Below are 22,513 nucleotides of genomic sequence, written 5' to 3'. Positions count from 1 at the left end.
GATGCAGATCGTTGAATATGTTGACGGTATTGAAAAGATAGAATTATACCTTATACCCGGTCTGTCTGTTTTTACGTTCTGGTTCATTTTGAATACGGTCAAATATTATCACGGAGAAAAACGAAAAGTAAAGAACCTGCATCGTTTTGCAAAAGAGGGTGAAATGGATGCCCAGGGATCTCTTGCCTATTGTTATCAAAAAGGCCATATGGTGAGAAAAAATTGTCAAAAGGCTGCTTTCTGGTATCAGAAGGCAGCCTTTTCCGGCAATGAAGAAGCAAGAGGATATCTGCAGGATTTTTTAGATGACCATAAGAAAAAGAAATGCTGATAGGTATACTTTCCTAAAGTTAATACAGTATAATTACTCATCAAATATAAGGAAATTCATTTATGACTAAAAAATTATCATTACTTTTTACTTTCTCTGTTATCGTATTGCTTTTAAGCGGATGTGTACAGAGAGAACTGGTTATTTCAACACAGGGGTCCGGACAGGACAGCTGGTCAAGTGAAGAAGATGTTGATATTTCTGATCTGGATTCAAATCTTACGGAAGAAGAGACCATGATCACGGAAGAGATGTCAGGTGAGAGGATGGAACGTATTACTTTCCCTGTCTCTGAATACAGTCGTCTGGCAAGAAGAGGAAGAGGTACGGTGAAAGGGTCCATCTATGTGACAGATGCGTATGGTAAAAGAGTCGTAGGGGCCGGTACAAGACTCTATCTGAATCCTAAAACCAGTTATTCCGATCAGTGGTATAGTGAGAGTTATCTTGGCGGGTACAAGATGGAAAAAGCAGATTCAAGACTCTTTAACTACCTGCGCTTCACAGCAGCCAACAGTGAGGGAAAATTTGCATTCTACGGGGTGCCTTCCGGAAAATATTATCTGATAGGTACGGTAAAATGCGGTATGGAATGCGGATATGATTCGCCTAAGAATATACGTATAGCGACACAGGTAAGTGTATACGGTAATCAGATCGTAGAGAAGGATCTGAGCAGGATGGTCGAGTAATGGCAGAAGAAACTGCTTATCCTTTCGGGTAAGCCTTTTCAAGTGCCTTGTATAGTTCTTCAGGACTGATATCCTCTGTTTCATCTAAAATGCGCTGCATCACTACATTGTCTTCTTCCCCATTCCATATCTTGATATAGGTCCCCTCTTTATATCCATGGTCCTGTCTGAAGCGGTTTAAAATATTTTTGCCGATATAGAGTTTATACAGTGCATCAAGATTGAGTCCGGACTGTACGGCCACATCTATAAATGACTCCATAAGTGCTTCTGTGGATTCACCACAAAAGAGTGTTTTCATGAGTGCTTCAACCACTTCGATCTGTTCATAATAGTTTTTTGTCGTTGGTGTAATATCTGTTGTAAAGGTTTGAAAGTTAGGCAGTTGAGTAATGTTCGAAGCTAAAGTTTCTATTGAACCCAGATTTTGCATCTTGTAGTCTTCAAGTCCTTGTGACATGATAAAGTGCCAGATATCTACAGCTTCGATTTTAATGTTATCATAATCAGGTTTGGCATCTATATTTTTCCAATGCTTCCAGGGATAAGATTCTATAAGCTCGGCGCACTCCAGGTAGGTACAACGCTTCCAGTCAATTTGTTTTCCGTTTTTAGTGAGACCTTCTTCCCAGCCTTCACCATTGGTTGCATCATTGAGTTGCTGCTGCAGAAGCAGCATTTGTAATATCTTGTTCATAAAATTACCTTGTTTCTCTTTTTAAAGGATTATACAAAAATTAAGATTAACCCGTAGGGTGCGTTTGCTAACACACCGTAAAGTTACAGCACTCTCTTAACACTTTTTTAATATAATTATGGACTTATTTTACCTCCTAAAAAGGACACAGTATATGTCACAACCGATTGAAAATCTAGATGAAGTTTTAAAGAACCATAAGCTAAACAAAGAAGAATATGAAGATATCCTGCGTATTCTTGACGGTCGTCACCCGAATATCGTCGAGATCGGTATTTTTTCTGCTATGTGGTCAGAACATTGTTCATACAAATCAAGTAAAAAATACCTGAATGGTTTTCCTACCAAAGCACCGTGGGTTATCCAGGGACCGGGTGAAAATGCCGGTGTTATCGATATTGGCGACGGTATGGCAGCTGTCTTTAAGATGGAAAGTCATAACCACCCGTCGTTCATTGAGCCTTTTCAGGGTGCAGCTACGGGTGTAGGCGGGATCCTCAGAGATATCTTCACTATGGGTGCAAGACCTGTGGCTAACCTCAATGCTTTACGTTTTGGTAAAGTAAGGGGTGACAGTGAGATCAACAAATACCAGAGACACCTTGTACGCGGTGTAGTAGATGGTATCGGCTCATATGGTAACTGTATGGGTGTCCCTACCATCGGTGGTGAAGTGAGTTTTGATGAGAGTTACAATGGAAACATCCTTGTAAATGCCTTCTCTTTAGGACTTGTAAAGTCTGATGAGATCTTCCTTGGGGTGGCTTCCGGTATAGGTAACCCTGTTATGTATGTAGGGTCTAAAACAGGTCGTGACGGTCTGGGTGGAGCGGTAATGAGCTCAGACAGCTTTACGGAAGAGTCAAAGTCACTCCGTCCGACAGTGCAGGTGGGTGACCCTTTTACAGAAAAACTGCTTCTTGAAGCGTGTTTGGAACTCTTCAAAACAGATCATGTTGTAGGTATCCAGGATATGGGTGCCGCAGGCCTTACCTCTTCAGCATTTGAAATGGCAGGTAAGACGGGTGCCGGGCTCATTATGCATCTTGACAAAGTACCGGCAAGAGAAGAGGGGATGATGCCGTATGACTTCATGCTCTCCGAGTCCCAGGAGCGTATGCTTATTTGTGCCAAAAAGGGTTCAGAGCAGGCTATCATCGATATCTTTGAGAAGTGGGAACTTGATGTTGCTGTGATCGGTGAAGTAACAGATACACAAAGAATGGAGCTTTTCTGGCATGGCGAAAAATGTGCAGATATGCCTATCGCTCCGGTAAGTGAAGAGGCACCTATCTTAGATAGACCAACAGCTAGACCCAAGTATCTTGATGAAGTGAATGCCAAAAGTGTAGATGACTATGCAAAAGTAGCTGACCAGGAGGCATATGAAAAACTTCTTGCTTCTCTTGAAGTGGTAGATAAAGCTTGGGTCTATAACCAGTATGACTCTATGGTACAGACCAATACAACGAAAGCACCGGGAAGTCTGGATGCAAGTTGTATCCGTATCAAAGAGAACGGTAAAGCGTTAGCCATGAGTTCTGACTGTAATCCCCGTTACTGCTACATCGACCCTAAAAGAGGTGCTGCACTTGCAGTAGTTGAGTCTGGAAGAAATGTCGCAATGTCCGGTGCAAGACCATTGTCTATCACTGACTGTCTTAACTATGGTAATCCGGAAAACCCGGAAGTCATGTGGCAGTTTGCTCAAGGATGTGAAGGTATAAAAGAGGCATGTTTAGAGCTTAACACGCCGGTTGTAAGTGGTAACGTATCTCTTTACAATGAAACAAATGGAGTGAGTGTATTCCCGACACCTGCCATAGCGATGGTGGGACTCAATGATGATGAGAATAAAGTATTGCCTTCCTGTTTCCGGGAAGAGGAGTCACATATCCTTCTTTTAGGTGAGACAAAAGGTGAGTTCGGCGGTTCTCTCTACATTAAAGAGCTTTTTGGTGAAACAGCCGGAACGTTGCCGTCATTTGATTACTCTGCTGAGCTTAGACTTTGGGAGCTTGTGATCGAAGCGAACAAAAAAGGACTTTTGAAGTCGGCTAAAGATGTGAATGTGGGCGGTATTGCAATTGCCCTTTCCAAAATGGCTGCTGTTTCCAATAAAGGTATCGTTGCTGAAGTGGCAGTAGAAGCAAGCAGAGATATTTTTGATGAATCACAAAGCAGAGCATTGGTTGAAGTAGCGAAAGATGATATCGAAGCATTCGGAAAAATGGCGATGGATCTTGGGATCAGTGTAAGTATGATCGGTAAAGTAGGTGGAGACAAAGTAAAAGTGAATGATATAGAGCTTCCGCTTGATAAAGTAAAAGATATCTACTTTAATACTTTTGCAAGAACGATCGAGCAGGATCTGTAATACTTTAAGTATTTGAGTTCTGTTGTATGCATGTTTCTTTTTCTGCTTTTTTTAGAAAAAAGCAGGCAAAAATCGTCACTGCTCTCAAAACGCTTTGCTTTCAAGGGTGTTCGCAGTGACAATTATTTTATATTAAAGAGGAAAAAGAGTGAAATTACTTCGCGGTTTTGGCAAAAACTATTTTACCTTATCAGCGATGCTGGTATATAATGTTGAGCATAAGCTTCATCGTCAAGTCTCTGTAGCACATTCACTCCTGCGCCTTTCTGACAGTTCGGATCATGGCCCGGATGAAAATGACCCGCCTGAAGAAGTATCGGAAAGCACTTTAGCGCAAGCTAAACCTTGCCACTGCAACTGTTATTTTAAACTTCGTACCCGTTTGGCACTTTTGCTGAACCACTATATTCCCCGTTGTCCGTTTTACTGTACATACTTTGCATTTAGACGCACAGGCGTACACCCTCCATACCCTTTATCCCGGAATATGCAATAGAGATCACCAATCTTCTGCAAATCATTGTCTCGTGGGCATTCACAAAGAAATCATCCATTAACCTACGGGTTAACCTCAAATTCTTTGCAAGCACCCACAAAACAAGCACATGCAGAATCTTTGGCAATTCTATTGCATCATCCGGGTTTATCCTATTAATTACCGACTATCAACATAATCTATAAACCATTTTTATTATTTATTAAAGGATGACGTATGTCTAAAAATTACGTAACAGGATTTCCAAGAATTGGAGAACAAAGAGAGTTAAAAAAAGTTTTAGAGCAGTTCTGGGCAGGTAAATGTCCATTTGAGGAAGTAGAGAAAACAGCTTCAATACTAAAAAAGAGACACTGGAATTACCAAAAAGATGCAGGGATAGACTACATTGCATCCAATGATTTTTCACTTTATGACAATATGCTTGATACGGCCATTATGTTAGGTGCGATCCCAAAAAGATTTGAACTGCTTAAAGAAGAAGAACTCTATTTTGCTATGGCAAGAGGAAATAAAGATGCTGTAGCAATGGAGATGACAAAATGGTTCAACACAAACTACCACTATATTGTGCCGGAACTGTCACTTTCAGACAGCTATGCACTCAATGCAAAAAAGATATTGTCTGAATATAAAGAAGCAAAAGCACTGGGGATCAATACAAAGATCAATCTTATCGGACCTGTCACATTTTTAGGTCTTTCAAAAAGAGTGGACAGGGGTGATACCTATGAGCTGTTCTCAAAGATCCTGCCGGTCTATGAGGCACTTTTGGAAGAGATAGCAGATCTGGATGAAGAGATCGTTGTGCAGATGGATGAACCGGTTTTTGTAAAAGACGTAGAGCCAAAAGTCCTGAGTCTCATTAAACCCTGCTATGACAGATTGGCAAAAGTATCTGATAACATCAAGATAGCAGTGACGACTTATTTTGAACATTCAAATGAGGCAAGCAAAGTACTGGTACATACACCTGTCTGGGCTATTGGACTTGATCTCCTTTACGGAGAGAAAAATTTTGAGAGCTTGGAACGCATTGCCAACAGTGGTAAAAAACTGATAGCCGGTGTGGTCGATGGACGTAATATATGGAAAAATGATATCATGAAAACCATTGGACTTTTAGAAAAAACAGCAAGGGTGGTACCCAAAGAGGATATTATCGTCAGTTCATCCTGTTCATTGCTTCATACACCTTTTACACTTCAATATGAGGAGAAGATGGATGATGAGATCAAAAACTGGCTCTCTTATGCTGTAGAGAAGCTGGATGAAATTGCTTTGGTTACGAAACTCTTTTTTGAGGGTGAAGAGAAACTCAGCGGATCAGAAAAAATGCTTTATGTACAGAACATTGAAGCGAACAGATCACGAAAAAACTCTACACGCATACATAACGATAAAGTACAAAGAAGAGTGCAAGGTCTTATGAAACTGCAAAGAGAAGGAGCGTATGAGGAGAGGATCAAGATCCAAAAAGCACTTTTGGGTTATGATGATCTGGCTACAACCACCATCGGTTCATTCCCTCAAACCCCGGAGCTCAGAAAGGTAAGGGCAGACTATAAAAAATCGCTTATTTCATCTGATGTGTATGAAGCAGAGATGAAAAAATATATCGATGAGTGTGTAGCATTTCAGGAAGAGGTCGGGCTGGAAGTATTGGTACACGGTGAACCTGAACGAAATGATATGGTAGAGTACTTCGGTGAGCAGCTCGATGGCTATGGATTCAGTCAAAATGGCTGGGTACAGAGTTACGGAAGCCGTTGTGTAAAGCCGCCATTCATTTACGGTGATATAAGCAGACCGGAACCGATGACCGTAGACTGGATAACGTATGCACAAAGTAAAACTTCCAAGATCATGAAAGGGATGCTGACCGGTCCGGTAACGATCTTGAACTGGTCATTTGTCAGAGATGATAAACCCAGAGATGAAGTAGCAAAGCAGATCGCCATTGCTATATCGGATGAGATAGATGACCTGCAGAATGCCGGTATCAAGATCATTCAGGTGGATGAAGCAGCATTTAAAGAGGGGTATCCGCTGCGTACGGAGAATATTGCAGCGTATGAACAGTGGGCAGTAGACAATTTCAGACTGTCAGTCTCTACAGCAAAAAAAGAGACACAGATCCATACACATATGTGTTACAGTGAGTTCAATGATATCATTAAAACTATAGAAGCGATGGATGCGGACGTGATCTCCATTGAGACGGCAAGAAGCGGGAATGAACTGCTTAAGATATTTAAAGAGGTAGGCTATAAGCAGGAAGTAGGACCGGGGGTTTATGATATACACTCTCCCCGTATCCCCAGTGTAGAGGAGATAGTGGAACAGATCGAAAATCTGCTTGAAGTTCTGCCCAAAGAGCAGCTTTGGATCAACCCTGACTGCGGACTTAAAACACGGAAATGGGAGGAAGTAAAGCCCAGTCTCATCCATATGGTAAAAGCAGTACAGATTGTACGGGAGAAATTAAAGGGCAACTCTAAATAAAGGAGAAAAGGAGAAAGTTGTTTTCTCCTTTGATGAAGTGCTTGTATTCTATTATTTGAGAAGTGCTTTCAGCTCTTCTTCTGTGCTGATGTATTTGACTGCTTTTACCACACCGTTCTCCAGCGTTACTACAGCAATTTTATCTGCCTCTTTTTCATTTTTAAGTTGTTTGGCAATGTTTTTATCATAGATCAACAGTACAGAGTAGGTACTCTTTTTAAAATCCGGCAGGGCAAAAGTATTACGGATGATCGTCGGCATCGGGCTGATGTCTGCAACAAAGAGAGCATTTCTTTTTGGCAAGTAGTCGCTGTCCTGTTTTTTCAAAAATTCTTTCACCGTATGTCCTGTTGCTTTGGCAAATACCAGGATAAGTATTTTTGTATCAGCTGTTAATGTATGTGCTTTATCGAACTGGTCAGGGAGTGTGAAACTGATCGTGGAACCTGCATTTAACCCATTGCTTACACTTGCACTGTATTTAGTTGCATCATAGGTATCTTTTCCATTCTTAAGAAAAAGAACACCTCCTACAATAACGATAAGAGCCAGTAATCCGAAGAGTATTTTTTTAATCATATTTTTCCTTTTAAGATAATTTATATCTGATTTAACTGCATTTTATCCAAGTAAACTATCAATATTCTTAATATTAGTTAGATTCGATATAATGTCAGCCTAATTATTCCCAAAAGGTTAAAGTCATATGAGAGCATTATTAAGCGTAAGTGACAAAAGCGGCATTGTTGAATTTGCCAAAGGTTTAGAGAGTCAAGGTTGGGAGATCATCTCAACCGGTGGTACATATAAGAAGCTTAACGAAGCTGGTGTAAAAGTCATCGAGATCGATGAAGTAACAAAGTTTCCTGAGTGTTTTGAGGGACGTGTGAAAACACTCAATCCTTATGTGCATGGTGGTATTTTACATAAAAGAGGCGATGAGGCACATGTGGCACAGGCCAAAGAGCTTGGAGTAGAAGGCATAGACCTTGTATGTGTAAATCTTTACCCGTTCAAAGAGACTATCGAGAGAACGGAAGATTTTGATGAGATCATCGAAAACATCGATATCGGCGGGCCGACGATGGTACGAAGTGCTGCAAAGAACTTTAATGATGTTCTTATCGTTACAGATGCCAATGATTATGATGCGGTACTTTCTGCACTTGAGAGTAAAGAAGATACATTAGAGTTCAGACGTGGTCTTATGATCAAAGCGTTTGAACATACTGCAGCCTATGACAGTATGATAGCAAACTATATGAATGGCCGTTTCAATGACGGTTTCGGTGAGTATCAGTTCATTACAGGAAAAAAATTATTCCAAACGCGTTACGGAGAGAACCCGCACCAAAAAGGTGCACTCTATGAGTTTGACAATCACTTCACAAACCACTTTAAACAAGTCAAAGGTGAAGCGAGTTTCAATAACATTAACGATGTGAACGGTGCATTGAAGATCGCTTCCAGCTTTGGTGATGAAAATGCTGTATGTATCGTCAAGCATGGCAACCCTTGCGGTTTTGCCATTAAAGAGACACTTTTAGAGTCCTATACGGAAGCACTTAAATGTGATCCTGTGTCTGCATTTGGCGGTGTGGTCGCAGTCAACGGTATTGTGACCAAGGAGCTTGCAGAGAAGATGAATGAGATCTTCCTGGAAGTAGTTATGGCAGCAGACTTTGAACCGGCAGCACTGGAAGTATTTGAAAAGAAAAAACGTCTTAAACTCTTTGCCCAAGGCGGTACAAAGCTGGTGATGTCCGGTGATAAATATGACTTCAAACATGTAGATGGCGGATTTGTTTTCCAAAACTCTGACTGTATCTGTGACAATGAAGTGCACAATGCCCATAAAAAGTCCGAACTTACTGCTACAGAGCAGGAGATGAAAGACCTTGAGATCGCCTGGAAAGTGGCAGGTCTTACAAAGTCCAACTGTGTTGTGTATGTGAAAGATTCGGCAATGGTAGCCGTAGGTATGGGTATGACATCTCGTGTAGATGCGGCTCAGTGTGCCTTGAAAAAAGCAAAAGAGATGGGTCTTGATGTAAGCGGTGCTGCTATGGCGTCAGAAGCATTCTTCCCGTTTAGAGACTCTGTTGATGCGGCGGCTGAAGCAGGAGTAAAAGCCATCATTGAGCCCGGCGGAAGCATCAGGGATGATGAAGTCATTGAAGCTGCCAATGAGCATGGTATTTCACTTTACTTTACTACTGTAAGACACTTTTTACATTAATCTTTATTTGTAGGCCGGGATATCCCCACCCCGACCTGTATAAATTCAAATATCTTATCTTAGGAAGATCATGAACAAACTGCTTATAGTATGGAGTACGGCTGAGATAGAAGTAGCAAAGAAAATGGTTCTGCTCTATGGATCTGTGATACTCCCGCGAGGCTACTGGGATGAAGCCCATATTATGATATGGGGTCCTTCTGCCAAACTTTTGGCTGAAAATGAAGCACTTCAGGAAATGGTGAAAAAAGTGCAGGAGAGTGGTGTGACATTCTCCTGTTGTGTCGTCTGTTCCGATGACTATGGGGTGAGTGAAAAGCTTGCTTCTCTTGGCATAGAGATGACCCATACGGGAGAGAGACTAACCGATGCATTGCAGAGTGATTGGAAAGTAATTACCTTTTAGCCTATCTATTCCGTGATCCTCTGCTAAATTTCTATTATTTTTCTTTAAATATATAAACCAGACATAAAGCTGTCAAAACAAAAACTATAATACATCATCTCACTCATAAGAGATGCAACTGAATAATCCCAGAAAATGTGTCGGGGATTATTTTGAACACTTAGGACAATAAGACTACTGATTACAATCACTTTTATTGTCTCCAAATATATGGAGAAATACAATGGCAACACACAACAAAAAACACACTAGTAAATTCATGTTAATGGAAGAATGCGGTAGATGTAAGTATCTAATACGATTAATTGGTTTAGGGAAAAGAGTAAGATGCTCGCATCCAGACAATCAGAAATACAGACTCAAAGATGATAATGCAACTTTTTCGGTAATTATCACTAGAGTCCTTCAAAACTCTCTTTTTAAAGAAACTGGACAAAAGGGAAAAAAATGATTTTACACATACCCCATAGCTCAATTGATATACCAGATACATTTGAAGTTTTAAATGGTGTGTCCCTCAGGGATGAATTCCAAAGGATGACCGATTGGTACACGGATGAACTTTTTGATTTTGATGATGCTAAAAAGTTGATATTTCCTTATAGTAGACTCTATTGTGATGTAGAAAGATTTCGAAATGATGAAGATGAATCAATGGCTCAAAAAGGAATGGGTGTATGTTATACGAGTACCTCATACGGAACTAAACTTAGAGAGATAAGTAGCGAAGAAAAAGAGTTTATTAAATCTACAATTTATGACAGACACCATAAAAAGTTTGAATTACTTGTTGAAGAAGAGTTGAAAGAACATGGTGAAGCACTTATTATAGATTGTCACAGTTTTTCAAATGAAGTACTGACGTATCATGAAGAAAACACTAACAGACCTGATATTTGTATAGGTATAGATAGGTTTCATACAGATTTTGAATTAATAAGATATGTACGTGAGTATTTCCTGGAGGAAGGTTTGACTGTATTAATAGATGAACCATTTTCCGGAACGATAGTGCCACTTAAATATTATCGTAAAGATAAACGTGTCAAATCAATTATGATAGAAGTTAATCGTAAACTTTACCTCAATGAAAAGTTTGGCAAAAATGAGAACTTTAATCGGGTAAAAACACTCATAGGAAACCTTTTAAATAAGATTAACAATAAATTGTATGTAGAAAATAAAAATACAATTGAATATAGAATGGGGGTTGATTTTAAGCTGATAAATCAATGGAATCAAGTTAAGAAAGAAGCAAAAGAGCTTTTGTCAAATAATTTAGAAATACAAATGTTACAAGAGTTTGTCTTTCAGTATAAAAAAATGATTGTGGATCTTGAAAAGAGAGCCAACAGTGAAGGTAAGGAATATCGCAATGAAGATAAAAAAAAACTGGAGATGCTTCAATTATATATAGATTTTGAAGCGGAAAATAATTTGGCGGTATTTTTTAAACTATATAATACTTCGACTTCGAATGAAACGATGTTGGAATTGGTATCAAATATGTATGTGAATTTATGTAAGGATTGTCCAAATATACCCCAATATAAATTTTCCGAATGTCAAAGTCCTTTTCTTCATATATTGAGATATAAAGATAAAACTTTTGAAACATACAGATGGAAAGATGTAACACTAAAAATCACTTTCCCATTCACTAAAGGAGAACAAGTACAAGCTAGACCTATATATGCATACACAATAAAATGGGCACTTAGCTCATATCTTGAAAGTATTGATTTTAATGATGGAGTATGGAGTTTTTATAATAAGGATATAGATAGTTTACTATGCTCTAAGTATACAGAATTTAAAGATTTAGACTATCCCACTTGTGAATTTTTATATAAAGGGGGAAAGATGAATTTAAATGAAATGAATTTGACTGGTGAACTTCAAAATTTAAAAACGATATTAAGATATAAAAACAACCCTATTACTATAAGTTTAGAAAATTTAAATGAAGTATTTTTAAAGTTCCCACCATGTAATTTATCAAATCTCACCATTGAGATATACGGTGATTTTGAATATTTCAGTTTTTAATGAACAACCAGACATAAAGATGTCTTTGCACTGCCTTATAATTATATTATAAAGTTTACGGCATCTATACATTAACTTAATGTATATTTAAATAGAATACAAAATGCTGGGGGGAATAAAAATGAATCTGTCAAAATCACTTTACACCAGAGGGTTACAATGTACTAAATCCCTTTGGCTTAAAAAGTATAAAAAAGAAGTCCTAACGCCACCGGATGCACAGGCTAAAGCTATATTTGAAACGGGTGATAGAGTTGGTGCATTGGCATGTCAACTTTTCCCAGATGGCAGAGAGATACCATTTGAAGGTACAAGCTTTGATGAAAAAATAGCACTTACGCAAAGATGGATTGATGAAGGTATTAAAAACATTTATGAGGCTACGTTCAATTATGATGAAATTCTTGTGATGGTAGATATACTCCATATCAATGAGGATGGAAGCATAGAGATAAATGAAGTTAAGAGTTCCACAGAGGTCAAAGATGTGTATCTGCACGATGCTTCGATACAATACTATGTTCTTAATGGCTTGGGATTTAATGTCAAAAAAACAAACATCGTTCATATTAACAATAAGTACGTCAGAGGTGATGAACTGGAAATAGACAAGCTTTTTTCAATTGTTGATGTATCGGATGAAGTATTGGAACTCCAAGATGATATCCCTACTTATTTACAGTACTTCCAAAAACAGTTAGCCAATAAAGATGAAGAACCGGATATTGATATAGGTAAACATTGTACCAACCCTTATGATTGTGATGCCATTGCTTACTGTTGGAAAGATGTCCCGGAATATAGTGTTTTTAACATATCAAGATTAAAGGTTGATGAGAAGTTCCAAATGTATCAGGATGGTATTATGGAATTTCATCAAATCACTGACATAACACACTTTTCGATTGCCCAACAAATTCAAATTCAATCGGAACAAACAGGTAGTGATATTATTAACAAGATTGCTATTAAAGAGTTTATAGATGGACTAACTTATCCCCTTTATCATTTAGATTTCGAAACATTTCAGCAAGCTATCCCGGAATGGAAAGGTATAAGCCCTTTTATGCAGATACCATTTCAGTATTCTCTTCATATTGAATATAAAGAGAAACCTCTGGAACATAAAGAGTTTTTAGCAAAAGAAGGAGCTGACCCAAGATATGAGTTAGCAAAAAGATTGGTAGAAGATATACCTACGGATGTAACGGTCCTTGCATACAACATGGCATTTGAAAAAGGTGTCATCCGAAAGTTGGCTGCTATGTTTGATGAGTTTGCATCGCATCTTATGGCTATACATGACAATATACAAGACCTGATGACTCCATTTCAAAAGAAGGATTATTATACTCCAGCAATGAGAGGAAGTTACTCCATCAAGTATGTACTTCCTGCTCTTGTTCCTGAGATGACACAGGCATACACAGAACTGGACGGTGTACAAAATGGTGGGGAGGCTATGCAGACTTACGCTAAACTTGCACATATGGATGACAAGGAAGAGGTAGCTAGACTTAGAGAAGCGTTGTTGAGGTATTGTGAGTTGGATACTTTGGCTATGGTGAAGGTACTTGAGAAATTAAAGGAGAGTGTTAAATGAATATTTTTAAAATTCTGTCATCAGGAGATGGCTCAATAAAAGAACCAAACATAAGTGCTTTTTTGGGATATCTTTTAGATCCTAATAAAGAACATGGACTAAAAGATTTTTTATTAAAATCTGTAATAAGTCCATTAATCATAAATAATGATAAATTATCTGAGTTGCAGATTAATGATAACATTGTTAATTTAACCAATGAATCTAAATTTAGAGTTAATGTAGAACTTGAGAAAAAAGTTAAAAACACAAAAAACAAGGATAGATATATAGATATAGTTATTTCAATATATAATATATCAAACTTAGAACAGCCACTATTTGTGATATGTATAGAAAATAAAATTAGAACAACTTCAATAACAAAAAATCAATTAAAAGAGCAAGTAGATGGGATATCTAAAAAATATGCAGATATCCCTATTGGATTTATATATTTGACTCCAACAAAAACTACAGCTAGCATACAAGAGTATGAAGATTTTAAAAAGGAGTATAGTATTATACCTTCATATCACCTTTTTTGGAATGATGCTAATGATGATAGCGTCAATGATAGTATATATCAATTATTAGTAGATATGCTTGAGAAAGAAGCAAAAGGAAGAATGGAGCCAATTTTTGAATATTCAAAATATACAATCAAAGCATTTATTAACTTTATTGATTCAGATTTTCAGTCATATTTAGAAGAGAAATCAAACATTAATAAAAAGCTGAAATATAAACAACCCATTAGATGGTATATACGACAAGTTTTTAATGAACTTGCTGAAAATAAAACATATAAGATTAGTGAGATTAAAAAGAAAGTATCTGACCTCGTTTATAAAGACAATAATCTTGCAATAAATAAAGGTACTTTAAATGCTCAAGTATATATGAGTATAGTAAATGAAAAAAATAGAATTCATTATAATGTAAATGAAAAAAATCATGATAAATTTGATTTATTCTATTACATAGATGATAGTAAATCTTTAATTAAAAAATATCCTAAAGAAACAGGTGTAGATGGTATTAAGATTTTGTATCAGCAGAAGAATTAAAAGTGAGTAAAGAAATTATATAAAATATGGGAAGAAATTTAAAATATAAAAATGATATACAAAGATATGCTTCGAATAGATATAGTTCTATCAAGCAAAGAGTAGATTATAATTTGGAAAAATATTGGACAAGAGAAGATTTTATTAGTTGGTATGAAGATGAATTGAAAGTTTGTTGTTACTGTGGATGTACAGTTGATGAATTACAATTATTTTATGATTTAAACAATTCAAAAAGAAAAATAACGAGAGGTAAATCTTTGGAAATAGAAAGAAAAAAAGATGAACCTTATAGTCCAGATAATTGTAAATTATCTTGCTATTGGTGTAATAATGCAAAATCTGATGTATTTACATTTGAAGAATTTCAGCAAATTGGTGAATCAATTGGAGAAGTTATAAAAAATAGAATTAAAATCCAGACATAATGATGTCCAATAGTCTTGCTATACTTAAAATATATTAAGCATACGAAAGTAAAAACAGAGAAACTGTATTTATGAGGAAATAATATGAACACATGGGAATTTTTAGACTTATACATTTTTAAGGACTTAAAAAATGTAAATGATGGTTTTGATACTGAAGATGTCATATATTTCTCGCAAGAGGATTTTGAAGTTGTTTTGTCAAGAGTTGAGAGATATGGTTTGGGTATATACGGCATTGAGTGTTGGAGAGACGGTGAGTTTTATGATGTTTCGGTTTACGAAACTGAAACAAATGATCCTGGTGAGTCTTCATGGTACAGAAAGGCTTTTGAAGAGTTTGTCGAGAGTAACAGAGGTATGCAGTATAACGCATCTTTTTTTGTTCCTGAAGAGTTGTTGAAAGGCTGCAACTTATGAAAAGCTGTTTTCAAGATACTGGACATTTGTCTTTAGATGCTAAAGTTTTATGGCTTATAAATAGAGTGCCTCTTTTAATGGATATCAAAACGGAAGATGACATATCTATTGTATGGTCTGACTTGGAAGAAATACTTGATCTTACTGAGAGTATTAGTATTTCAAAGTATATATGTGTAAACAGAAGAATGAACAGAGAAAGTATGGAACATATGGTTAAATTCCATGAAAAAAAATTTTCCTCACTTGAAAACTTTACAACCGTTCTTGTGCATTTTACTTTTAGTTCTGCTGTACCTTGCACGAATATAGCCGAGATGATGTCTGTCATAGAAGAGCAAGCTCATCATGCAAATATTTTGTTTGGTACGTTTACAAGTCCTGATAAGTCAGATAAAATTGTGATAGCCGCCATGAAAGATAAAGACTGATTGGTTAAAATGTGTAAATCGGAAGGGAGTTTGAGATGAATATTTTTAATGTACTAAGTATGGGGAAATCACGTTTACACGAAACAAGTATGTCGGCTATGTTAGCCTATTTATTAAGTCCTAATCAGGATCATGGTCTTGGAAGAAAATTTATTGATAGTTTTTTATTATTGGCAAATGAAAAAAATCTTTAATCATGGAAACAATTAATGGCATACAAACACAACTACGATACGATTTTAACCAGGCTTACCATCATCCTCTCTCGTCTTAATGACGGTGAAGCTCTCTCAGTTACCGAACTGGCAAAAGAGTTCAATGTCAGCGAACGAACCATCCAAAGAGACTTCAATGAACGGCTTATCTCTTTCCCTGTTTACCAAGACAAGAAAAAGTGGAAGATGCAGGATGGCTTTAAGTTGGAGAAGAGTACCTCCATTGAAGATACGGTAGTGTTGGACATTATGGAAAAACTTATAGAAGGAGCAGGACAAAAGTTTTCGATGAAAGCGGAGCGGCTACTCTCCAAGATCAAGAACCAGAGTGTCAACCCCTTTTATGCCAAACTTGACATGGAGGACATAGGCGATAAGCTCAAAGAGGTACAGCAGCTTGAGAGTGCAATCAAAAGCAAGCAGCAGATACAGTGTGTATATGACTTTGGGGATTTTAGTAAAACACTTGACCTCAAACCGCTTAAAATCGCCAACTATGAAGGCTTCTGGTATCTCATAGCACTTGATGCCCGTAATGATGTGCTGAAAAAGTATTACCTTAAAAACATCAAACAGATCACCCTCAAAGAGAAGACGTTTTACACTGATACTACGCTTGACAATCTACTGGAAAACTCCATTTCAGTTTGGTTTGAACAAGATGGTGAGCCCTATAGAGTTGTAGTGGAGTTCTCAGAAGATGTAGCTAAATACTTCAAAAGAAAACCGATCTCAAAAACACAACGAACTGAAGAAGTACGAGAAGATGGCAGTATGGTGGTAAGTGTCGAGATTACCAATGACATGGAGATCATTCCGTTTGTGAAGTATTGGATACCACATATTAGAGTACTGGAACCGGAAAGGATCCGTAAAGCTATTCGAAATGATCTTGCTGCGTATATGAACAGAGCGTAGTGAATAAAGATTAGTTTAATGTATGGTATACGCGATGTCTAAATGCTCATGAGTGTTTAAACTGATACATCATAATGGAAGCCGCTATCCCCACATTAAAACTCTTCACACCTTCCATCATCTCTATAGTGACTACTTCATCACAGAGTGCAAGTACTTCATCTGAGAGTCCTGAGCCTTCGTGCCCCATGAGTAGTACCCATTTGTCCACCACTTTTACAGAGGCTAGTGGTGTGGAGTCCGGGGTGACTTCTGCCGCGTAGATGCGGTAGCCATTTTCTTTTAATGCGTGTATGGTTTGTTTGATGTCATCGTAGCAATGTATGTCCAGCATACTCACATGCCCCATGGAAACTCTTAATGCACGTCTGGAGTAGGGGTGAGGTCCATGATTTGGTACCAGGTAAGAGTCTATGCCTATGGCTGCAGCAGAACGGGCGATGGCGCCTATGTTCTGTGTGGAGCTTATCTCATCCAGCATCAGGATATGGTCTCCCAGATCATCCAGTGGTGTTTCTGCGGGGCGTATGCCGTGCATCATGACGTTGTGGTGTATCTTGTGTCCGACAATGTTTTGCATCTGCTCTTTGGTAGCCACATAAAATACCGCATCTTTTTTACTTTCTATGAGTGCCCGGTATGCATCGTAGTACTCTTGTGTGGCAAGGATGCTTTTGACTTCTATGTTTTTTTCAAGAAGCAGATTGACCACTTTAGGGCTGTCTGCTACGAAGCTTCCGTCCGCTTTGAAGGCATGTTCGCGAAACTGGTGGTATATTTGCAACTCTGGTGCATTGATGTCATCTATGGGTGTATAATTCATAATGTATTGTACTCTAATACACACGTTTATTTACTTCTTTTTGTTACAATGCAAAAAAATAAAATAGGATAATTGACCATGAAGAAAATAGTATTAGGATTATTGCTCTTGGGTACTTCGCTTTTTGCAGAGTTACAAAATATATGGGTAACACCGGATTTCTTAAAAAAAGATATGAAGATCATAGATATACGTACACCGGGCGAATGGAAAGAGACAGGTATTGTCAAAGGAGCCTATACGATCATGTTCTTTGATGAAAAAGGCAGATATAATGTACCGAAATTCCTGGAACAATTGGATAAAGTCGTTAAGAAAGATGAGCAGTTTGCACTCATATGCCGTACAGGCAGCCGAACAATGGAGATATCCAAATTTTTATCATCACAGTTGGGATATAAAGTGATCAACCTTAAAGGCGGGATGATGAAGCTGATGTATGAAGGGTATAAACCGGTACGTTATACCCCTGAAAAATAAACATTATTGATTAAAGTTGATTGACATTGACTAAAGTTTTTTGATATAATACTTTTAAAAAAGAAATAAATGATGTTAGGGAAGAGCCATGTCAAAAAGTTTATATGAAACACTGGGTGTCAGTGAAAATGCCAGTGCAGATGAAATAAAAAAAGCCTATAGAAAACTCGCAAGAAAGTACCATCCGGATATCAATAAGGATGAAAGTGCTGTAGAGAAGTTCAAAGAGATCAATGCTGCATATGAAGTATTGAGCGATCCGGAGAAAAAACAGCAGTATGATCAGTTTGGTGATCAGATGTTCGGCGGTCAGAATTTCCATGATTTTGCACAAGGTCAAGGTGCAGGGGTCGATCTGGATGAGATCCTCAGACAGATGTTTGGTGGAGGTGCCGGAGGCTTCGGCGGTGCCCAGGGAGGCTTCAGCGGCTTCGGAGGTTTCGGAGGACCGGATCTTGATGTACAGGCACGTATCACCGTACCGTTCATGACTGCTATACAGGGCGGGAAATACAAGATCAATGTGGAAGGTGAAAGTTTTGATATTAAAATTCCTGCAGGGATCAAAAGCGGAGAAACACTTCGGGTAAGAGGCAAAGGAAAACAGTATCAGGGACAAAGAGGAGATCTTCTTATCAAAGTTGAAGTAGCGGAATCGGATGAGTATGAAAGAAAAGGTGACAACCTGTATAAAACATTTGATGTTCCTTTGAAAGAAGCACTTTTCGGCGGTAAAGTCGCGGTAAATACACCTGAAAAAGAGGTCTCTCTCAAAGTACCGAAAAATACCAAAAACGGTCAAAAATTCAGACTTAAGGGAAAAGGTGTACCGGACAGGAAAACAGCGATGAAGGGTGATCTCTATCTTATAGCAAATGTCATACTGCCTGATGTCGATACCCTTGATGATGATGTAAGAAAAGTACTTGAAGAAAAATTGTAAAGGAGTAGATGATGCATAGTTATGATGAACCGGTTTATCTTATTTCTGTTGTGGCTACGATGTTGGACATTCACCCTCAGACACTGAGACAGTATGAAAGAGAGGGACTTGTAGAACCGTCCCGTACCCAGGGACGTATGCGTCTCTATTCACAGAGGGATATCGACCGAATGAAACTTATTTTGCGTTTGACCCGTCAAATGGGTGTGAATCTTGCAGGTGTGGATATCGTGCTTCAACTCAAAGAGCAGATCGGCCAGATGCAAAGTGAGATAGACCAGCTACGTGATGAACTGAGCAGGGTCAACCGTAACGGTTCGGTACATGTAAGCAAAGCATTGGTCACTAAAAGCAATTATGACATCATCATTTTTGAGGATTGACACAATTCTGACACGGTAATATATTATACTATGCCAAAGACCTTAAAGGATTTGGCATGAAAAAACTTCTTTTATTCATATTTCTACTTTCTCTCTTTACCCTTGATATCTATGCAAAAAAACCGAAACAGATCGATGACTGGGACAGCAATGCGACTGTCAGACAGAAAAAGACAATAAAAAAGTCGAACAGATATATGAAATATTCCAGAGGTATGGGAGGTAATATTACTCCTGTAGCACCGGTAGTTGCTATGGCTGCACCGGCACCTATGGCTAAAAAAATAGGTTTGGCAGTGGGTGGAGCAAAGGATACAGATAATTTTATAGAGAATATCAAGCAGGGGTATATTCCCCAAATTGATGCTATTACGTATGAAGGAACCTATTATCAACACTATTTCGACACAGGATTGAGGGGAGAGTGCCGATCACTTTTCTGTCCCTCTTATTCCAAGGCTGTCACAAAAGATATCTATACCGGAGATAAACACTATTATTTGAGTGTAGGACTTAACTCAGGTATTAATGAGAGTGATTTTAAACGTAAAAATCTTAATCTTGTAGTGGTATTGGATATCTCCGGTTCTATGGGGTCACGTTTTGACAAATATTATTACGATGGGAAAAAAAGAAGTTCAGACAATAAAAGCAAGATGCAGATAGCCAATGAATCCATTGTCGCAATGCTTGATCACCTAAAACCGAATGACAGCCTTGGTGTGGTCCTTTTTGATGACGGTGCCTATCCTGTAAAACCTTTACGTAAAGTAGCCTATACCGATATGAAAGCGATCAAAAAACATATTTTGGTACTTAGAGACAGGGGTGGCACAAATTGGAGTGCAGGGTACAGGGCAGGGTTGAAATATTTTGACAGGATAAAGAAAAAAGGGTATGAAAATCGTATTATTTTTATCACGGATGCTATGCCAAACTCCGGTGAATTAAATAAAGACAGACTCTTTGGTATGGCAAAAAAAGCCAGTAAACGAGGGATACACACTACATTCATAGGTGTAGGTGTAGATTTTAATGCCAATTTGGTTGAATATGTGAGTAAAACAAAGGGGGCGAACTACTATTCTGTACATTCCAGTAAAGAGTTTAAAAAACGTATGGATAAAGAGTTTGACTATATGGTAACGCCATTGGTTTATGACTTGGAGTTAAAACTTGCAAGCAGAGGGTACAAAATAGATGCAGTATACGGTTCTCCTCAGGCAAACCTCTCTACCGGCTGTATTATGAAGGTAAATACTCTGTTCCCAAGTGCCAGTGATGGTAAACGCAATAAAGGGGGAGTGATCCTTTTGCGTCTTAAAAAAACAGGAAATGCTGAAGATATCAGACTCAGTGTAAGTTATAAAGATACCAGAGGCAAAAAGTATCATAACAGCCAAAAAGTCAATTTCAGCCGTCAGACACTACTTGAAGAAAACGGATATTATGATAACAAGGGCATAAGAAAAGCGATCCTGCTTGCCGAGTATGTAACGCTTATGAAGAACTGGATCATCGATGCCAGAGCAGGATGCAATGACAAGGTTGAGTATCTATATCAGCCACCGATCCGGATTATGCAAAGGTGTATGATATATCCGCCTGTCAGACCGATTTATAAGAAGTTGAAAACCTGGGAGAGAAGATCATGTAAACTGCAGGTAAGTCAAGGATACCAAAAAATCTTCTCACTTTTCAGACGGCACTATACGCATGAGATGAAACAGTTACGGGATAAGAGTTTGAATAAAGAGTTAAAAGTTTTAAACCGTTTATTGAAAAATAAACTTAGAGACAGCGAGGAAGAGAAGGTAGATGACTGGCATAGTTATTTTGGCAGATAGAATGGAGAGACCATTCTATTGCTACTGACTGACACAGTGATTGCCGCGTGATCCCCATTTTACGATCGTACCTTTCTTATTGGTCTCGATAAAAAGTTTACATCTCTCCTGCATCACTTCATTACCATACCCGAACATTGCATATCCGTCATAGTAGCCATACCCCATGACCGGCATAGAAGGGAGGGAATAGACCCTTGATCTTTCATAGACATAGACTTTATTTTTGTTCGGCAGAATGTAGGTACTGTCCGGATAGCCTATCTGGGCTACAAGATAACTGATATTCCTGCCAACCCATGAGTCATATTTCTTTACAAAATTCTCATGTGTAGCACAACCCTGCATCAGCAGTACGGAAGCTGCAAGAAGTGTGATCTTCAATATTTTATGCATGATATACTCCTTTCATCTTTTCTTTATTATAGTATATTTTTTTAGTATGGAAAATGTAAAGTAATAGGATAAAACCTAATGAAATAATGCTATTCCCGGGAAATAAGTAAGTGATGGCTTAATTAAAAATATTGGCTCTTCGTAAAATTAGTGACCTTGATCTTTAATAGACCTCTTTTCTATGAGCAATCCTAATAACGGTAACTACGAGTAAATTATTTTCTTTGAGATAAACTATTCTATAATCACCGGCTCTTTTTCTAAATTTACCTTTGTGTTTTCCTTGCAGTCTTTTATCGTTAGAAAAATTGCCATTGCGAAGATCAATGATTTTTGCAGCTACCAGTTCCTGTATGGACTTTTGTAACTTTAAGAACTCTTTTTCGGCACTTGATTCAAAAGCTACCTTATACACTTATCCCGGCCTTTGCGAATACTTTTTCTAATGGTACTACAGTACTCTTACCACTTTTAAGATTATCTATACGTTTATCTGCAACCATTTCATCTAATTTATCAAAATAGAGTTCTATAGACTTTTCTATAAGACTAGTACGTGTTTTATCTAATTCGTGTGCATACATATCTAAGCTTTCAATGACATCTTTCTCAAGTCTAATATTTATAGCTTGTTTCATTGTAGAATCTCCTTAACTATTTGTAGATACAATTGTAGTGCATAATAATTAATATGTCAAGTCATAACTACTTACAAAAGTCACTAATTTTACGAAGAGCCATAATTAATAGCATAGTAGTTGAAAGATTTTAGATATTTTAGATAA

General features: G+C 37.8%; 25 protein-coding genes. 19 read left to right on the top strand and 6 right to left on the bottom strand.

Translation table 11 applies throughout. The features are described 5' to 3' along the window. The first annotated feature begins 1 nt into the window (after position 1). Together ACZ48W_RS02245 and ACZ48W_RS02240 are read left to right on the top strand one after the other, a co-directional pair. Positions 2 to 331, top strand: a complete 330-nt coding sequence (locus ACZ48W_RS02245) for a hypothetical protein (protein ID WP_464829447.1) — start codon at positions 2 to 4, stop codon at positions 329 to 331. Between the two features lie 62 nt (positions 332 to 393). Continuing rightward, the gene (locus ACZ48W_RS02240; protein WP_464829445.1) at positions 394 to 1,023 is read left to right on the top strand and encodes a carboxypeptidase regulatory-like domain-containing protein; all 630 of its coding nucleotides are present in this window, start codon (positions 394 to 396) and stop codon (positions 1,021 to 1,023) included. Positions 1,024 to 1,039: 16 nt separating this feature from the next. On the opposite strand, the gene ACZ48W_RS02235 is transcribed toward ACZ48W_RS02240, so the two are convergent. Next, positions 1,040 to 1,720, bottom strand: a complete 681-nt coding sequence (locus ACZ48W_RS02235; RefSeq protein WP_464829443.1) for a dUTP diphosphatase — start codon at positions 1,718 to 1,720, stop codon at positions 1,040 to 1,042. Between the two features lie 154 nt (positions 1,721 to 1,874). Here ACZ48W_RS02235 and purL point away from each other — a divergent pair, with 154 nt between their 5' ends. The 3 genes from purL to metE all read left to right on the top strand — a co-directional run bounded on the left by purL (position 1,875) and on the right by metE (position 7,098). Further along, positions 1,875 to 4,097, top strand: coding sequence for a phosphoribosylformylglycinamidine synthase subunit PurL (gene purL, locus ACZ48W_RS02230; RefSeq protein ID WP_464829441.1), 2,223 nt, complete (start codon positions 1,875 to 1,877; stop codon positions 4,095 to 4,097). 148 nt (positions 4,098 to 4,245) lie between these two features. Further along, positions 4,246 to 4,593, top strand: coding sequence for a hypothetical protein (locus ACZ48W_RS02225; protein WP_464829439.1), 348 nt, complete (start codon positions 4,246 to 4,248; stop codon positions 4,591 to 4,593). A 216-nt stretch (positions 4,594 to 4,809) separates the two neighbouring features. After that, complete coding sequence (gene metE, locus ACZ48W_RS02220) at positions 4,810 to 7,098, top strand: 5-methyltetrahydropteroyltriglutamate--homocysteine S-methyltransferase (RefSeq protein WP_464829435.1); 2,289 nt, start codon at positions 4,810 to 4,812, stop codon at positions 7,096 to 7,098. A gap of 51 nt (positions 7,099 to 7,149) precedes the next feature. Here metE and ACZ48W_RS02215 read toward each other — a convergent pair whose 3' ends face one another. Beyond that, the gene (locus ACZ48W_RS02215; RefSeq protein WP_464829432.1) at positions 7,150 to 7,677 is read right to left on the bottom strand and encodes a hypothetical protein; all 528 of its coding nucleotides are present in this window, start codon (positions 7,675 to 7,677) and stop codon (positions 7,150 to 7,152) included. 127 nt (positions 7,678 to 7,804) lie between these two features. On the opposite strand from ACZ48W_RS02215, the gene purH reads away from it, so the two are divergent. From purH to ACZ48W_RS02165, 10 genes are all read left to right on the top strand, one after another. Beyond that, positions 7,805 to 9,337, top strand: coding sequence for a bifunctional phosphoribosylaminoimidazolecarboxamide formyltransferase/IMP cyclohydrolase (gene purH / locus ACZ48W_RS02210; protein WP_464829429.1), 1,533 nt, complete (start codon positions 7,805 to 7,807; stop codon positions 9,335 to 9,337). A 70-nt stretch (positions 9,338 to 9,407) separates the two neighbouring features. Beyond that, positions 9,408 to 9,743 carry a DsrE family protein gene (locus ACZ48W_RS02205; protein ID WP_464829428.1) on the top strand — a complete coding sequence of 112 codons (336 nt, stop codon included), beginning with the start codon at positions 9,408 to 9,410 and terminating at the stop codon, positions 9,741 to 9,743. Between the two features lie 447 nt (positions 9,744 to 10,190). Continuing rightward, positions 10,191 to 11,792, top strand: coding sequence for an N-formylglutamate amidohydrolase (locus ACZ48W_RS02200; protein WP_464829427.1), 1,602 nt, complete (start codon positions 10,191 to 10,193; stop codon positions 11,790 to 11,792). A 121-nt stretch (positions 11,793 to 11,913) separates the two neighbouring features. After that, positions 11,914 to 13,395 (top strand): DUF2779 domain-containing protein, encoded by a 1,482-nt coding sequence (locus ACZ48W_RS02195; RefSeq protein ID WP_464829425.1) that lies wholly within the window; start codon positions 11,914 to 11,916, stop codon positions 13,393 to 13,395. Then, entirely contained in the window at positions 13,392 to 14,444 is a 1,053-nt protein-coding gene (locus ACZ48W_RS02190; RefSeq protein ID WP_464829422.1) for a PDDEXK-like family protein, read from the top strand. Before ACZ48W_RS02195 ends, ACZ48W_RS02190 begins: the two co-directional genes overlap by 4 nt. A gap of 26 nt (positions 14,445 to 14,470) precedes the next feature. Next, on the top strand, positions 14,471 to 14,872 hold the full coding sequence (locus ACZ48W_RS02185; RefSeq protein WP_464829419.1) for a hypothetical protein: 402 nt from the start codon (positions 14,471 to 14,473) through the stop codon (positions 14,870 to 14,872). An 84-nt stretch (positions 14,873 to 14,956) separates the two neighbouring features. Continuing rightward, positions 14,957 to 15,292: a hypothetical protein gene (locus ACZ48W_RS02180; protein WP_464829417.1), complete on the top strand. Its 336-nt coding sequence runs from the start codon at positions 14,957 to 14,959 to the stop codon at positions 15,290 to 15,292. Then, entirely contained in the window at positions 15,289 to 15,723 is a 435-nt protein-coding gene (locus tag ACZ48W_RS02175; protein WP_464829415.1) for a hypothetical protein, read from the top strand. Before ACZ48W_RS02180 ends, ACZ48W_RS02175 begins: the two co-directional genes overlap by 4 nt. A 35-nt stretch (positions 15,724 to 15,758) precedes the next feature. Further along, positions 15,759 to 15,917: a PD-(D/E)XK nuclease family protein gene (locus ACZ48W_RS02170; RefSeq protein ID WP_464829413.1), complete on the top strand. Its 159-nt coding sequence runs from the start codon at positions 15,759 to 15,761 to the stop codon at positions 15,915 to 15,917. A 15-nt stretch (positions 15,918 to 15,932) separates the two neighbouring features. Then, positions 15,933 to 16,856, top strand: a complete 924-nt coding sequence (locus ACZ48W_RS02165; protein WP_464829411.1) for a helix-turn-helix transcriptional regulator — start codon at positions 15,933 to 15,935, stop codon at positions 16,854 to 16,856. A 46-nt stretch (positions 16,857 to 16,902) separates the two neighbouring features. On the opposite strand, the gene ACZ48W_RS02160 is transcribed toward ACZ48W_RS02165, so the two are convergent. After that, a complete protein-coding gene (locus ACZ48W_RS02160; RefSeq protein WP_464829408.1) occupies positions 16,903 to 17,679 on the bottom strand; it encodes a TrmH family RNA methyltransferase in 777 nt (258 codons plus the stop codon). A 78-nt stretch (positions 17,680 to 17,757) separates the two neighbouring features. Here ACZ48W_RS02160 and ACZ48W_RS02155 point away from each other — a divergent pair, with 78 nt between their 5' ends. The 4 genes from ACZ48W_RS02155 (at position 17,758) to ACZ48W_RS02140 (ending at position 21,332) form a co-directional block, all read left to right on the top strand. Beyond that, positions 17,758 to 18,159, top strand: a complete 402-nt coding sequence (locus ACZ48W_RS02155; RefSeq protein WP_464829405.1) for a rhodanese-like domain-containing protein — start codon at positions 17,758 to 17,760, stop codon at positions 18,157 to 18,159. Positions 18,160 to 18,247: 88 nt separating this feature from the next. After that, positions 18,248 to 19,102, top strand: a complete 855-nt coding sequence (locus ACZ48W_RS02150; protein WP_464829402.1) for a DnaJ C-terminal domain-containing protein — start codon at positions 18,248 to 18,250, stop codon at positions 19,100 to 19,102. 11 nt (positions 19,103 to 19,113) lie between these two features. Then, complete coding sequence (locus ACZ48W_RS02145; protein ID WP_464830457.1) at positions 19,114 to 19,485, top strand: heat shock protein transcriptional repressor HspR; 372 nt, start codon at positions 19,114 to 19,116, stop codon at positions 19,483 to 19,485. A gap of 56 nt (positions 19,486 to 19,541) precedes the next feature. Further along, the gene (locus ACZ48W_RS02140; protein WP_464829400.1) at positions 19,542 to 21,332 is read left to right on the top strand and encodes a vWA domain-containing protein; all 1,791 of its coding nucleotides are present in this window, start codon (positions 19,542 to 19,544) and stop codon (positions 21,330 to 21,332) included. Positions 21,333 to 21,353: 21 nt separating this feature from the next. Here the strand turns inward: ACZ48W_RS02140 and ACZ48W_RS02135 are convergent, their stop codons facing one another. The 3 genes from ACZ48W_RS02135 to ACZ48W_RS02125 form a co-directional block, all read right to left on the bottom strand. After that, positions 21,354 to 21,728, bottom strand: coding sequence for a hypothetical protein (locus ACZ48W_RS02135; RefSeq protein ID WP_464829397.1), 375 nt, complete (start codon positions 21,726 to 21,728; stop codon positions 21,354 to 21,356). A gap of 163 nt (positions 21,729 to 21,891) precedes the next feature. Then, entirely contained in the window at positions 21,892 to 22,143 is a 252-nt protein-coding gene (locus ACZ48W_RS02130; RefSeq protein ID WP_464829394.1) for a type II toxin-antitoxin system RelE family toxin, read from the bottom strand. Further along, on the bottom strand, positions 22,136 to 22,366 hold the full coding sequence (locus ACZ48W_RS02125) for a CopG family transcriptional regulator (protein ID WP_464829391.1): 231 nt from the start codon (positions 22,364 to 22,366) through the stop codon (positions 22,136 to 22,138). Before ACZ48W_RS02125 ends, ACZ48W_RS02130 begins: the two co-directional genes overlap by 8 nt. Positions 22,367 to 22,513: the final 147 nt, after the last annotated feature.

The sequence above is a fragment of the Sulfurovum aggregans genome, from assembly GCF_055385215.1.
This window is presented reverse-complemented; position numbering and strand designations above follow the sequence as displayed.